Source organism: Variovorax sp. 770b2, assembly GCF_900115685.1.
In the GTDB taxonomy this organism is placed as follows: domain Bacteria; phylum Pseudomonadota; class Gammaproteobacteria; order Burkholderiales; family Burkholderiaceae_C; genus Variovorax.
This window is the reverse complement of the sequence record NZ_FOXJ01000001.1, coordinates 3,065,827-3,079,188: the sequence shown is the minus strand read 5'-3', so window position 1 is coordinate 3,079,188 and position 13,362 is coordinate 3,065,827. Positions and strand designations below refer to the sequence as shown.

At 67.4% G+C, this 13,362-nt stretch carries 14 protein-coding genes; 12 read left to right on the top strand and 2 right to left on the bottom strand.

The annotated features are described in order from the left end of the window. The first annotated feature begins 86 nt into the window (after positions 1-86). Complete coding sequence (locus tag BM133_RS14305; RefSeq protein ID WP_093434564.1) at positions 87-1,058, top strand: LysR family transcriptional regulator; 972 nt, start codon at positions 87-89, stop codon at positions 1,056-1,058. Here the strand turns inward: BM133_RS14305 and BM133_RS14300 are convergent. Beyond that, positions 1,055-1,819, bottom strand: coding sequence for a FadR/GntR family transcriptional regulator (locus BM133_RS14300; protein WP_093434563.1), 765 nt, complete (start codon positions 1,817-1,819; stop codon positions 1,055-1,057). The two genes, BM133_RS14305 and BM133_RS14300, sit on opposite strands and share 4 nt — an antisense overlap. Positions 1,820-2,170: 351 nt before the next feature. On the opposite strand from BM133_RS14300, the gene BM133_RS14290 reads away from it, so the two are divergent. From BM133_RS14290 to BM133_RS14245, 10 genes are all read left to right on the top strand, one after another. Continuing rightward, positions 2,171-3,376: an ABC transporter substrate-binding protein gene (locus BM133_RS14290; RefSeq protein ID WP_093434560.1), complete on the top strand. Its 1,206-nt coding sequence runs from the start codon at positions 2,171-2,173 to the stop codon at positions 3,374-3,376. Between the two features lie 22 nt (positions 3,377-3,398). Next, positions 3,399-4,259: a branched-chain amino acid ABC transporter permease gene (locus BM133_RS14285; protein ID WP_093434558.1), complete on the top strand. Its 861-nt coding sequence runs from the start codon at positions 3,399-3,401 to the stop codon at positions 4,257-4,259. 8 nt (positions 4,260-4,267) lie between these two features. Beyond that, positions 4,268-5,227: a branched-chain amino acid ABC transporter permease gene (locus BM133_RS14280; protein WP_093435343.1), complete on the top strand. Its 960-nt coding sequence runs from the start codon at positions 4,268-4,270 to the stop codon at positions 5,225-5,227. Further along, positions 5,224-5,994, top strand: coding sequence for an ABC transporter ATP-binding protein (locus tag BM133_RS14275; RefSeq protein ID WP_093434557.1), 771 nt, complete (start codon positions 5,224-5,226; stop codon positions 5,992-5,994). The genes BM133_RS14280 and BM133_RS14275 overlap by 4 nt, the downstream gene beginning before the upstream one ends. Further along, entirely contained in the window at positions 5,991-6,704 is a 714-nt protein-coding gene (locus tag BM133_RS14270; RefSeq protein ID WP_093434555.1) for an ABC transporter ATP-binding protein, read from the top strand. The genes BM133_RS14275 and BM133_RS14270 overlap by 4 nt, the downstream gene beginning before the upstream one ends. A 34-nt stretch (positions 6,705-6,738) precedes the next feature. Continuing rightward, complete coding sequence (locus BM133_RS14265) at positions 6,739-8,037, top strand: Zn-dependent hydrolase (RefSeq protein WP_093434554.1); 1,299 nt, start codon at positions 6,739-6,741, stop codon at positions 8,035-8,037. Next, on the top strand, positions 8,034-9,170 hold the full coding sequence (locus BM133_RS14260; protein ID WP_093434552.1) for an ABC transporter substrate-binding protein: 1,137 nt from the start codon (positions 8,034-8,036) through the stop codon (positions 9,168-9,170). The genes BM133_RS14265 and BM133_RS14260 overlap by 4 nt, the downstream gene beginning before the upstream one ends. After that, complete coding sequence (locus tag BM133_RS14255) at positions 9,167-10,639, top strand: M81 family metallopeptidase (protein ID WP_093434551.1); 1,473 nt, start codon at positions 9,167-9,169, stop codon at positions 10,637-10,639. The genes BM133_RS14260 and BM133_RS14255 overlap by 4 nt, the downstream gene beginning before the upstream one ends. A gap of 44 nt (positions 10,640-10,683) precedes the next feature. Beyond that, positions 10,684-11,055, top strand: coding sequence for a DUF2845 domain-containing protein (locus BM133_RS14250; protein ID WP_177224800.1), 372 nt, complete (start codon positions 10,684-10,686; stop codon positions 11,053-11,055). Positions 11,056-11,147: 92 nt separating this feature from the next. After that, positions 11,148-11,525: a nuclear transport factor 2 family protein gene (locus BM133_RS14245; protein ID WP_093435341.1), complete on the top strand. Its 378-nt coding sequence runs from the start codon at positions 11,148-11,150 to the stop codon at positions 11,523-11,525. 21 nt (positions 11,526-11,546) lie between these two features. On the opposite strand, the gene BM133_RS14240 is transcribed toward BM133_RS14245, so the two are convergent. Next, positions 11,547-12,683, bottom strand: coding sequence for a helix-turn-helix domain-containing protein (locus BM133_RS14240; protein ID WP_093434548.1), 1,137 nt, complete (start codon positions 12,681-12,683; stop codon positions 11,547-11,549). Between the two features lie 179 nt (positions 12,684-12,862). Here BM133_RS14240 and BM133_RS14235 point away from each other — a divergent pair, with 179 nt between their 5' ends. Next, positions 12,863-13,360, top strand: a complete 498-nt coding sequence (locus tag BM133_RS14235; protein ID WP_093434546.1) for a (2Fe-2S)-binding protein — start codon at positions 12,863-12,865, stop codon at positions 13,358-13,360. Positions 13,361-13,362 lie beyond the last annotated feature (2 nt).

Sequence of the window (13,362 nt, the reverse complement as noted above, 5' to 3'; positions counted from 1 at the left end):
GCTCCGGGGGTGATGGGATGTGCCCGATTGTTCGCAGAGCCTTCAGTGTGGAGAATGGCGCAATATCAATGTTCACTTGACATTCCATGCAAGTAAAAGCCACGGTCCCGAAAGCCTCCCAAGACAGTGCCCAGGGCACTCGCAACCGCGCCGTTCTGGGGCAGCTCAGCGACATGGACCTGCGCCTGCTCAAGGTGTTCAAGAGCGTGGTCGACTGCGGCGGCATGGCGGCGGCGGAACTGGAACTGAACATCGGCACATCGACCGTGAGCCGGCATGTGAAAGACCTGGAGACGCGGCTCGGGCTGGTGCTGTGCCGGCGCGGGCGGGCGGGCTTCGCGCTCACGGCCGAGGGGCAGCGCGTGTATGACGAGACGCTGCGCCTGCTGGCTTCGGTCGATGCCTTTCGCGGCAGCATCGACGACATCCACAACCGCATGGGCGGGCAACTGGAGGTGGCGCTGTTCGACAAGACGGCCACCAATCCGAAAGCGCGCATCGGCGAGGCCATCGCACGCTTCACGCAAATCGCGCCGGAGGTGAACCTCGCGGTGCACGTGGGGTCGATCAACGCGATCGAGCAGGGCGTGCTGGAGGGCAACTTCCAGATCGGCATCATCCCGGCGCACCGCAGTTCGAAGAGCCTCGTGTATGCCGACCTGTTCGACGAGACGATGCTGCTGTATTGCGGCAAGGGGCATCCGCTGTTCGGCAGCCCGCACGCGAAGCTCACTTGGTCGAAGCTGGGCGAGCACCATTTCGCGGGGCTGGGCTATCACTCGCCGAACATGGAACTGAGCCACCGGGCGAGGCTGTCGCGCAAGGCCACGGGCTTCGACCAGGAGGCGATCGCGACGCTGATTCTTTCGGGGCGTTTCCTGGGCTTCCTGCCCGATCACTATGCGCAGGTGTTCGAGCAGCGCGGGCTCATGAAGGCGGTGCTGCCGGCGCGGTTCAACTACGCGTGCCGGTTTGTCAGCTTGCTGCGGCGCTCGCCCAAGCCGTCACGGGCGGTGCTGGCGTTCCAGGCGTGCCTGGAGAAGGCCCACGCCGGCTAGCGTTGCCCGCTCGGCAGCAGCAGATGCTTCGCGCCGATGTGCGCCTCCATCTCGTGCATGTGCGCCTCGGCATCGACCATGTGCTCGGCCATCAGCCGGCGCACTTCTTCTGCATCTTCCTTGCGATAGGCCGCCAGCAACTGGGTGTGATAGTCGACGTTGGCCTCGCCGAAGTGGTGATGGTCCAGCGCCTTCTTGTAGACGACCAGATCGCGCAGCAGGTCGTTGAGAAAGCGGCACATGAAGGAAAGCACCGGATTGGGGCAGCTCTCCGCCAGCATGGTGTGAAAGGCCAGTTCGGCCTCGCGCTGCATGCGCAACTCGTCGTCGTTGCTCGGCTCGATGGTGCAGAGGCGCACGTTGTCTTCCAGCCGCTCGAACTGCGCGGGTGTCAGCCGGCCGACCACGCTCACCGCCAGTTCGGGTTCCAGGGCCTTGCGCAACTGGTAGATGTGGTGCCCGTCCAGATGGTGGAAGTGCAGGAAGTTGCGCAGCGGCTCCGAGGCATGGTCCACCGACACCTGCTGCAAATAAGCACCACCGCCCGGGCCGGTGCGGATCGAGATGAGCCCGCGCACCTCCAGCGCCTTCAGCGCCTCGCGCACCGTGCTCTTGGAATAGCCGAAGAGCTCGATCAGTTCCTTCTCGTTCGGCAGGCGGTCGCCGGGTTGCTTGCGCTCGGCCACGATCCATCGCTTGACGTCTTCGACGATGACGTCCGAGAGCTTTTGCCGCTTCGGGCGGTTCTCTCCCACTTTCATTGAAACGCTCCATGCAGGAAAGGGCGCGCCCCCGGGCTTTGCGCACTTCGTGTCGCTTCGCCCACCCCCTCGCCGGGGGCAGTGCGGGTGGCCCGGCAACGCCGGTTCCACGGCATTTCACGATCAGATGGAGACGAATTCATGCGTTCAGAGCGATGGAAAAAGCAGATGGCAGCCTGTATGCAGGTATTGGACCTCGGGAAGTGCGCTGGATTTTGGCACGGTCGTTGCTAGCGGGTTTTTACCAACATATTAATCCTATTTATCCGCTTAAATTCGCCGGCACCCGCAGGCCTCCCTCCTTTCAGGCACCCCTTCCACTTACTTCCACACCACGACCGGAGAACCCCCATGCAACGCAGACACCTTCTTCAGCTGGCCGCCCTGTCGGCCGCCCCGGCCTCGCTCCTGGCGAGCCGCTCGGTCTTCGCGCAATCGGCCGAGGCGATCCGTTTCGGCTGCCCGGTCCCCATGTCGGGTGCTTTCGCGGCCAACGGCAAGTTCGCCGACCTGGGCATGAAGCTGGCGATCGAGCAGTACGGCAGCGTCCTGAAGCGCCCGCTGGCCTACACGGTGCTGGACACCGAAGGCAAGCCCGCCACCGCCGTGCGCAAAGTGCAGGAAGCCTCGCAGCAGCAGGGCGCGAAGTTCTTCGCGGGCGGCATCCTGTCGTCCGAGGCGCTCGCCATGGGCAAGGAAGCCGAGAAGGCCGGCGGCCTCTTCATCACCACCGCGGGTGCCGACGAGATCACGGGCAAGGACTGCAACCCCGCCACCTTCCGCTGGTCGGTGCCCACCTTCGGTGCCATCGAGCAGACGGTGCGCCCGCTGATCGCCTCCATGCCGAAGGCCAAGCGCTGGTACACCATCACGCCGCAGTACGTGTTCGGCGAGGGCCTCCTCGGCGCGGCCAAGAACATCTTCCAGGAGAAGGGCATCGAGCACGTGGGCAACAGCTACCACTCGCTCAATGAAAAGGAATTCAGCGGCTACCTCACCAACGCGATGGCGGCCAAGCCCGACGTGCTGCTGCTCCTGAACTTCGGCGCGCAGTCGTCGGCCGCGCTGCGCCAGGCGGTGAGCTTCGGCATGCACAAGAACATGACGATCCTCATGGCCTGGGCCTCGGGGCTGGAGCAGTTCGACGAGCTGGGCGCGGACCTGTGCGACGGCGTCTATTTCGGCGCGCAGTACTGGCACACGGCCGACACCACGCTCAACAAGGACCTGGTCAAGCGCACTGCAGACAAGCTCAAGATCGTGCCCAACTACAGCCTCGCGGGCTCGTACATCTGCACCAAGATCCTGATCGACGGCATCGTCAAGGCAGGCACCGTCGAGCAGAAGGCCGTCATCGCCGCGCTGGAAGGCATGAAGTTCGACGGGCTCACGGGCACCGAGGAAATCCGCAAGGCCGACCACCAGGTCATCAAGGACTACTACCTGCTCAAGGGCAAGGCCAAGTCCAAGATGAAGGATGCGGCGGACTACGTCGATGTGGTGAGTTCCGGCAAGTCCTTCCTCGCCGCAGACAAGACCGGCTGCAAGCTGGCCTGACGCAACGCACGCCAACGAGCCCATGACCGTCTATCTCCTTCAGACCATCAATGGAATCGGCATCGGCATGCTGTATTTCCTGCTGGCCGTTGGCCTGTCCATCGTCTTCGGCCTGCTGCGATTCGTGAACTTCGCGCACGGCGCCTTCTACCTCCTGGGTGCCTACCTTTGCTACCAGGCGATGCAGTGGGGCCTCGATTTCTGGGCCGCGCTGGTGCTGGTGCCGCTGTGCGTCGGTGCGCTGGGCTGGCTCGCCGAGAAGCTGCTGCTGCGCCGTGTGTACGCCAAGCCGCACGAGTTCCACATCCTGGTGACCGTGGGCCTCGCGCTCGCGGTGCAGGAGATCGTCATCGTGTTCTGGGGCCCGCTGGGCAACAGCGTGGCCACGCCCGACCTGCTGCAGGGCGTGGTGATGTGGGGCGATTTCGTCTATCCGAAATACCGCCTCTTCGTGATCGGCTTCACCGCGGTGCTCGCCGTGCTGTTGTGGTGGGTGCTCGAAGGCACGCGCCTGGGCAGCGCGGTGCGCGCGGGGAGCGAATCGACCGAGATGGTCTCGCTGCTCGGCATCAACGTGTTCCGCGTGTTCAGCCTGGTGTTCGCGCTGGGCGCGGCCACGGCGGCGCTGGCCGGCGTGCTGGCCGCGCCGATCCGCGGCGCGGAGCCCTTCATGGGCGTGGAGGCGCTCGGCGTCGCCTTCGTGGTGGTGGTGATCGGAGGCCTGGGCAGCTTCGGCGGCGCGCTCGTCGGCGGGCTCCTGATCGGCATCGTGCAGAGCCTCATGAGCACCATCTGGCCGCCCGGGGCGAGCCTGATGATCTACATCGCGATGGCGGCCGTGCTGCTCTTGCGCCCGCATGGCCTGCTCGGCCGCAGAGGATGAACCGCGCCATGCCAAGAAAAATCACTTTCCTCCTGGCGCTGATCGTCACGCTGGCGCTGCCGTTGTGCATGCGCTCGGGCTCGCTCGCGAGCGAGGTGCTTATCTACGCGCTCGCCGCGCTGGGCTGCAATCTGCTGCTGGGCTACACGGGGCTGCTGTCGTTCGGGCAGGGCATCTTCTTCGGCCTGGGCAGCTACACCATCGCGATCCTGCTCACGCGGCTGCAACTGCCGATGCCGCTCGCGCTGCTCGCCGCCGTCGGCATGGGCGCGCTGGGCGCGGCGGTGGTCGGGTGGGTCGCGATCCGCCAGCGCGGCACCTACTTCGTGATGCTCACGCTGGCCTTCGCGCAGATGTTCTATTTCGTGGCGTACACCGCCTCGGGCTTGACCGGCGGGGACAACGGCCTGCTCGACGTGCCGCGCCCCGCGTTCATGGACACGCCGTGGAAGTACTACGCCTTCGTCGCGGTGATGTTCCTGATCGCGTTCGCTTTGTTGCTCCGGGTGACCGATTCGATCTTCGGCCGCACGCTGCTCGCCATCCGCGACAACGAGGACCGCGCCGCGGCCGTCGGCTACAACCTCAAGCGCTTCAAGCTGCTGGCCTTCGTGATCTCGGGCGCCGTCACGGGCCTGGCGGGCGGCCTGCACGCGATGATGACCGGCATCGCGCCGCTGTCGAACGCCGAGTACCACACGAGCGAAACGATCTTGGTCATCACCGTGATCGGCGGCACGGGCAACCTCTTCGCCTCGGTGCTGGGGTCGGCCTTCTACGTGCTGTTGGCCGACTGGCTCTCCACGCTGTGGCCGCGATGGCTGCTGCTGCTCGGGCTCCTGCTCATCGGCGTGAGCATCGGCATGCAGCGCGGCCTCTGGGGACTGGGTGAAGCCGTGTGGCGGCGCGTGTTCCGCAAGGCGCCTTCTGCCTTGGCCGCATCCCCAGCGCAGGGAGAAAAAGCATGACGCAGCCCATCCTCATCGAAGCCATCGGCGTCACCAAGCACTACGGCAAGTTCGCCGCGCTCGGCGGCGTGGACCTGAAGATCAAGCCCAACACCGTGCATTCGGTGATCGGCCCGAACGGCGCGGGCAAGACCACGCTGTTCCACATGCTCACGGGCACCGGCACCACCACGGGCGGCCGCATCCTGTTCGACGGCCACGATGTGACGCACGAGCCCGACTACAGGCGCGTGCAGCGCGGCATGGCGCGCTCGTTCCAGGTCACCAGCCTGTTCCCCAGCCTCTCGGTGCGCGAGAACCTGCGCGTGGCGGCTCAAGGCATTGCACCGCGCCAGGCCATGAACTGCTGGCGCGCACCGGTGGGCGACCGCGCTTGCGCAGAGACCGTGGCCGAGGTGCTCGCGCGCGTCGGCCTCGAGCGGCTGGCCGACACGCCCGCCAGCGTGCTCTCGCACGGCCAGCAGCGCCGGCTCGAAGTGGGCATGGCGCTTGCAGCGAAACCCAAGGCGATCTTTCTCGACGAGCCGACCTCGGGCATGGGCATCGACGACCTGGACGACATGAAGCGCCTCATCCGCAGCCTGCGCGATGCGCACACGGTCGTGCTGATCGAACACAACATGAACATCGTGATGGACATCTCCGACACCGTGACCGTGATGCAGCTGGGCCGCGTGCTGGCCGAAGGGCTGCCGGGCGACATCCGCGCCGACGCGCGCGTGCGCTCGGCCTACCTGGGCAACATGATCACCGGGGGCAAGGCATGAGCGGGGCGAACATCCTGGAGGTCGAGGCGCTGCACGCGCACTACGGAAAGAGCCATGTGCTGCAGGGCGTGTCGATAACCGTCGGCGAAGCCGAACTCGTCACGCTGCTGGGCCGCAACGGCGCGGGCAAGTCGACCACGCTCAAGAGCATTGCCGGCGCGGTCGTGCCCACCGGCGGGCGGGTGCGCTTTCAAGGCGCCGATGTGGCGGGCCTGCCGCCGCACAGCATCGCCAAGCGCGGCGTGTGCCTGGTGCCCGAGCACCGCGGCATCTTCAAGCTGCTGACGGTCGAGGAGAACCTGCTGCTCGGCCAACGGCGCGATTCGCCCTGGCAACTGGACGACATCTACCGCATCTTTCCGCGCCTGAAGGAGCGGCGCCGCAACGGCGGCGGGCAGCTCTCGGGCGGTGAGCAGCAGATGCTGGCCATCGGCCGCGCACTGATGAACCACCCGCGGCTCCTCATTCTGGACGAGCCCGTCGAAGGCCTCGCGCCGGTGATCGTCGAGGAGATCGTCGCGCAGCTGAAGACCATCAAGGCCGCGGGTGTCGCCATCCTGCTGGTCGAGCAGAACCTGGAGGTGTGCGTACAGCTCGCCGACCGCCACTACATCGTGGAGCAGGGCGTGATCGTGCACGAAGCCGGCAATGCCACCTTCATGGCCGACCACGACGTGAAAGACCGCTACCTCGGCGTCGGTCTCGCCTGAACGCGCACGCCTTCAACACCTCATTCGCAGAACCATGACAACAACCACCGAAACCTCTTTTGCGCCCGATGTACGCGCCCTCCGCATCGACGGCCAGCGCCTCTGGGATTCGCTGATGCAGCTGGCCCGGGTCGGCGCCACCGAGAAGGGCGGCGTGTGCCGCCTTGCGCTGACCGACCTCGACCGCCAGGGCCGCGACCTCTTCACGCGTTGGGCGCGCGAAGCCGGCTGCGAGGTGCGCGTGGATGCCATCGGCAACATCTTTGCGCGCCGCGCCGGCCGCAACGACGCGCTGCCGCCCGTCACCACCGGCAGCCACATCGACACGCAGCCCACGGGCGGCAAGTTCGACGGCAACTACGGCGTGCTCGCCGGGCTGGAAGTGATCCGCGCGCTCAACGACGCCAACGTGATGACCGAAGCGCCGCTCGAAGTGGCGGTGTGGACCAACGAGGAGGGCTCCCGCTTCGTGCCGGTGATGATGGGTTCGGGCGTGTTCGTCGATGCCTTCACGCTGGAGCATGCGCTCAAGCAGCGCGACACCGAGGGCGTGAGCGTGTCCGAAGCGCTCACGGCCATCGGCTATGCGGGCACGGTGCCCGCCTCGGCGGTGGCCTCGCCGGTCGGTGCGTATTTCGAGGCGCACATCGAGCAGGGGCCGGTGCTCGAAGCCAACGAGCGCGTGATCGGCGTGGTCGAGGGCGCCCTCGGCCAGCGCTGGTACGACGTGGTGGTGCAGGGCATGGAAGCGCACGCGGGCCCCACGCCGATGGAATTGCGCAAGGACGCGCTGCTCGCGGCCGCCGAACTGGTGATCGAGGTGAACCGCATCGCACTCGCGCACGCGCCGCATGCACGCGGCACGGTCGGCTGGATCGACAACTACCCCAATTCGCGGAACGTGATCCCCGGCCGCGTGAAGCTCAGCGTCGACCTGCGCGCGGCGGACGACGTGGTGCTGCTGGCCATGGACGCCGCGCTGAAAGAAGCCGTGCATCGCCTGGCCGGTGGCGGCAAGGTGGATGCGACGGTGGAGCAGGTCGTGTACTTCCCGCCCCAGCCCTTCACGCCCGGGCTGGTGTCCGCCGTGCGCGATGCCGCAGAGGCGCAGGGCCTCACCTGGATGAACGTGATCAGCGGTGCGGGCCACGATGCCGTGTACCTCGCCCGCGTGTGCCCCACGGCGATGATCTTCGTGCCTTGCCTGGACGGCATCAGCCACAACGAGATCGAGGATGCCGAGCCCGCGCACCTGGAAGCCGGCTGCAACGTGCTGCTGCAGGCGATGGTGCAGAGCGCGGGCGTGGCAGCCGCGGCAGGAGCAGCAGCGTGAAGGCGGCGTTCCGGCGCATCGGCCTGCGCATGCTGGCGATGGGCATGGCGGTCGCGGCATCGACCGCCGCCCTGGCGGCCGGCGAGCCGATCCTGGTCGGCCAGTCCGCCGTGCTCACCGGTCCGTTCACGCCCAACAGCCTCGCGTTCATGGAAGGCCAGACGCTGTTCTTCGACCAGTTGAACAAGGCGGGCGGCGTCGGCGGGCGGCCCGTCAAGATGATCACCTACGACGATGCCTACATCGCCGAGAAGGCGGCGGCCAACGCCGAGAAGCTGCTGGGCACCGACCGCGTCGTCTGCCTCTTCGGCACCATGGGCACCGGCATCGGCGCGGCCATGGTGCCGGTGGCGGCGAAGTACGACAGCTTCATCTTCGGCGGGCTGACCGGCGCGGCGGTGCTGCGCGGGCCGAAGGTGCCGATCTACCACGTGCGGGAGTCGTATGCCGACGAGGTCGCGCGCGTGATGAACCACCTGACCACCATCGGCGTGACGCGCATCGCGATCGTCTCCAGCGAGGACGCCTACGGCAAGGGCATCGAGAAGGACGCGGTGGCCGCACTCGAGAAGAACGGGCACCCGGCGCTGCTGTCGCTGCGCTTCGACCCGAAGGAGAAGGACCATCCCGCCATCGCGCAGCAGGTGGTCGCGAGCGGGGCGCAGGCGGTGTACGTCATCGCGGCCGGCACGCCGGCGATCAACATCATCCGCTCGCTGGTGGCTGCGCCCATCCATCCGCAGATCTACACGAACTCGGTGGCGAGCTCGTTCCTCCTGTACAAGGAACTGGGCGAGAAGAGCCGCGGCATCGTGCTGTCGCAGGTGGTGCCGCCGTTCTGGAAAACGCGCTTTCCCATCGTGGACGAGTACCAGCGCGCGCTCAAGGGCGCGGGCAGCGGCAGCGAAGGCTCCTACCTGGGCCTGGAGGGCTACATCACCGCCAAGGCATTCGCCGAATCGCTGCAGCGCGTGAAGGGACCGATCACCACCGAATCGCTCCGGCGCAGCATCGAGAACTCGCCGCCCATGAACCTGAGCGGCTTCCAGGTCGCGTTCCGCCCCGACAACCGCAACGGCTCCAGCTTCGGCGATATCACCATGCTGGGAAGTGCCGGAAAGTTTGCCCAATGAAAGTCCTCGTCGCGCGTCTCAACCACGAGACCAACACCTTCTCGCCGGTGCCCACGCCGCTCGCGGCCTTCGGGCCCGACGGGCCGACCTTCGGCGAGCAGGCCTACAAGGACAACAAGGGCATGCGCACCGCGATGTCGGCCTTCATCGACCTGGCCGAGAAGGCCGGCGCGACGCTGGCGACGCCGGTGTCGGCCTCGGCCAATCCGAGCGGGCCGGTCGACGCCGGGGCCTACACCACGCTCACCCAATGCATCGTCGATGCGGCGCCGGGCTGCGACGCCATCCTGCTCGACCTGCACGGCGCGATGGTGGCGGAGAACAGCGTCGACGGAGAGGGCGACCTGCTGGTGCGGCTGCGGGCCGCGGCCCCGGGCGTGCCCATCGGCGTGGCGCTCGACCTGCATGCCAACGTCACGCCCGCGATGGTCGGCAACGCGGACGTGATCGTCGGCTTCAAGACCTATCCGCACGTCGACATGTACGAGACCGGCGAGCACGCGGGCCGGCTGCTGTTCGACCTGCTCGCGGGGCGCAGCAAGCCCGCGCTGCGCTGGCACCCGCTGCCGCTGATGGCGCACACGCTGCGCAGCGCGTCGTTCACCGGCGCGATGCAGCGGGCCATCGAGGCCGCATGCGCGGCCGAAAAATCGGAGTCGCTCGCGGTCTCGATCTTCGCGGGCTTCTCGCTGTCGGACATCGAGGCGCCCTGCATGAGCGTGGTGGTGGTCGATGCGCAATCGCCCGAGCGCGCGCAGGCCACGGCCGACCGCATCGCCGGTCGGATGTGGGAAGAGCGCGAAGCCTTCGTCTATCGCAGCGAGCCGCTCGCGCAATCGGTCGCGCGTGCGAAGCGGATCGCCGACGGCGCCACGCGCCCGGTGCTGCTGCTGGACCATGGCGACAACTGCATGTCGGGCGGCAGCTGCGACACGATGGACGTGCTGCAGGAAGCGCTCGCACAGGGCCTTCATGGCATCGGCGTCGGTCCGTTGTGCGACCCCCAAGCCGTGGCCGAGCTGATCGCCGCGGGCGAGGGCGCCCAGGTGACGGTCGCGCTCGGCAACAAGGTCTCGCTCGAAGGCATCGGCCTTGCGAAGACGCCGGTGCAACTGACCGGCACGGTGCGCGCCATCAGCAACGGCGAGTACGTGATCACCGGCCCCACCTACACCGGCCAGCGCAGCAGCATGGGGCGCACGGTGCTGTTCGACATCGGCGCGGCGCGCATCGTGGTGACCGAGCGCACGCAGGAGCCGTGGGACATCGGCGTCTTCGAATGCGCCGGGCTCGATCCGCGCAATGAACGCTTTCTTCTGCTCAAGTCGCGCATGTACTGCCGGCCGGTGTTCGAGCCGCTCTCTGCCGCGCTGGTGGAGTGCGACAGCCCGGGTGTCACCAGTTCGGATTACAGCCTGTTCCCGTTCGGCAAGGTGCGTCGTCCGGTCTTTCCGCTCGATGCAATCTGAGGGGGAAATCTCACTACCATCGCTTCCTGAAAAAGGAAATTCACGTGAAGCGATCCCTTCTGATTCCTGCCGCATGGCTGGCCCTCGCGTCCGTCGTTCCGGCCGAGGCGCAGACCCTGAACTGCAACCGCGACTTCGCGCAGAGGGGCGAGTCCAAGTTCGCCATCCTGCAGAAGTGCGGCGAGCCGGTGTTCAAGGACAGCTTCTGCGCCAGGCCCGACGGCAACAAGCCCGAGGTGATCGTGAACCCGCCGTCGTCGTCCTCGGGCGGTGGCCAGACCGTGATCGTCAACAACAACCGCTGCGACCAGGCCGAGGAGTGGACCTACCGCCCCGGCTCGGGACAGTTCGAGACGATGCTCTTGTTCCGGGACGGCGCGCTCACGAGCATCCGCTACGGCAGCCGCATTCCATGACCTCCCACGTCATCGACGCCTGACGGTCGCGGCGCGACCATTCCTTCACCCCGCGATGTTGCGGGTCGAACCCTCGAAAAGGAATGCTCGCCATGAACACCGCCGCACACGACGCTGCCACGATTGCCCAACGCTACATCGCCGTCTGGAACGAAACCGATGGCGCGCGCCGCGCCGCGCTGATCGAGGCCGGCTGGACCGCCGATGCGCAGTACGTCGACCCCATTGCCCAGGCCAGCGGCCGCGAGCAGATCAGCGCGCTGGTCGGCGCGGTGCAGCAGCGCTACCCGGGCTTTCGCTTCAACCTCTTCGGCAAGGCCGAGGCGCACGGCGACAACCTGCGCTTTTCGTGGACGCTCGGCCCGAGCGGTGCGCAAGACCTGATCCAGGGCACCGACTTCGCGCAGATCGATGCGGGGAAGCTGCGGTCGGTGACGGGTTTCCTGGACAAGGTGCCGGTCGGCGCCTGAACGAAAGCTGAACGCGGTCGCTCAGTCGGGCGCGCCGGCAGGCCGGCCGCGCCAGAGCTTGCGATAGACCGTCGCCCGGCTGATGCCCAGCGTGCGCGCGGCCTCCGCCACGTTGCCGCGGGCATCGGCCACGGCCTTGCGGATCAGCGCGGTTTCCACATCGCGCAGGCGCGGCCGCGCATCGGGCGCCGCACCGGCCGCGCCGCTGCCGCCGCGCTGGGGCCGCACCTGCACCCGCAGGCCCGACCACAGCGGCACTTCGAGTGCCGCATCGCCGCGCCGGGCGGCGTCGAACATCATGTGCAGCGGGAGCGCGAACAGGTCGTTGAAGTGCAGGGCGTGCTGGCCGCGCGCCAGGGGCTGGTGCAGCATCTGCCGCGCGGTGGCGTTGGCGCCGGTGACGTTGCCGCTGGCGTCGATGCAGACCAGGCCCTCGGTGGCCTCGTTGGCCGGGTGGCCGGGCCAGGCCAGGTGCAGCCGGAGCTCGCAGGGGGCCTGCATGACCAGCATGTTCTCGATGCTGCGCGCCGACAGGGCCGCCAGGTGCCGCAGTTCGGGCCGCTCCACGGTTTGCACGCCGCTCAGGTCGAGCATGCCGATGCAGTCGCCCCGGGGCCCGAAGAGCGGCGCGCCGGCGCAGCTGTAGACGCTGGTGTCGTCGAAGAAGTGCTCGCCGCGGTGCAGCCACACCGATTCCTGCTCGGCCAGCGCGGTGCTGATGGCGGAGGTGCCGATCGCGCGTTCCGAGAGATCGACCCCGATCCGGCCGATGTCCCGCGCGTAGCGGCTGGCGGTGTCGGTGCCGTCGGGCAGCGCGCCCACGTCGATCACGATGCCGTCGGCGTCGGTCAGGATCGCGAAATAGCGTGTGTCGGCAATGGCGCGGGACAGCCGGGCGATCACCGGCCGGGCGGCCGCGACCAGCGCCCGGTTGCGCTCGGCCAGCTCGCGCACGGCCGACGGGCTCACCGGGTCGAAGCTCACCCGCTGCTGCGGGCGGCGTCCGGCCTCGATGCAGCGCTGCCAGGAGCGGGTGATCCAGGGGTCGATGCGCAGGGCGCTGCGGGCGCGCGGCATATCGCCGTTGAGCAACTCGCGCCGGGCTTGGGCAATGGCCAGGGAGCGCTCGGGAGGAGGCGAAACGATAGGGGCATTCATCGTGTGGGTTCGCGCGTGTGGGACGGCTTTTCCTGGCTCACCGGGCGGCAAGCTGTTTCATTTTGAGAATTTCGCGGGCACTGCGCAAGTGTCAAGGGTTTTGCCTAGGATAGTGCGAAAGGTGGGCATCCAAGATGCCTTTCGCCCCACAAGCCATCACCTTTCACGGAGACAGCCACATGCAGGTAGCTTTCAAGGTCAACGGCCGCCCAGTCACGGTCGACGCACCGCCAAACACCTTCCTTGTGCACGCGATCCGCGAGCACCTCCACCTCACCGGAACCCACGTCGGCTGCGACACCGCCCAATGCGGCGCCTGCACGGTCCACGTCAACGGCCGGGCGGTCAAGTCCTGCAACGTGCTGGTCGCCCAGGCGGCCGGTGCCGACATCACCACCATCGAGGGCATTGCCGAAGCCGACGGCACCATGCATCCCATGCAGGCGGCCTTCAAGGAGTGCCACGGCCTGCAGTGCGGTTTCTGCACCCCGGGCATGGTCATGAGCGCCATCGACCTGTGCACCCACCACCCCAAGTCGAGCGAATCGGAGATCCGCGAACTGCTCGACGGCAACCTGTGCCGCTGCACGGGTTACCAGAACATCGTGAAGGCCGTGAAGATGGGCGGCGAGGCCATGGCCTCGGGCACCCCGGTCAAAGCCACCGTCCCGGCGTGAAG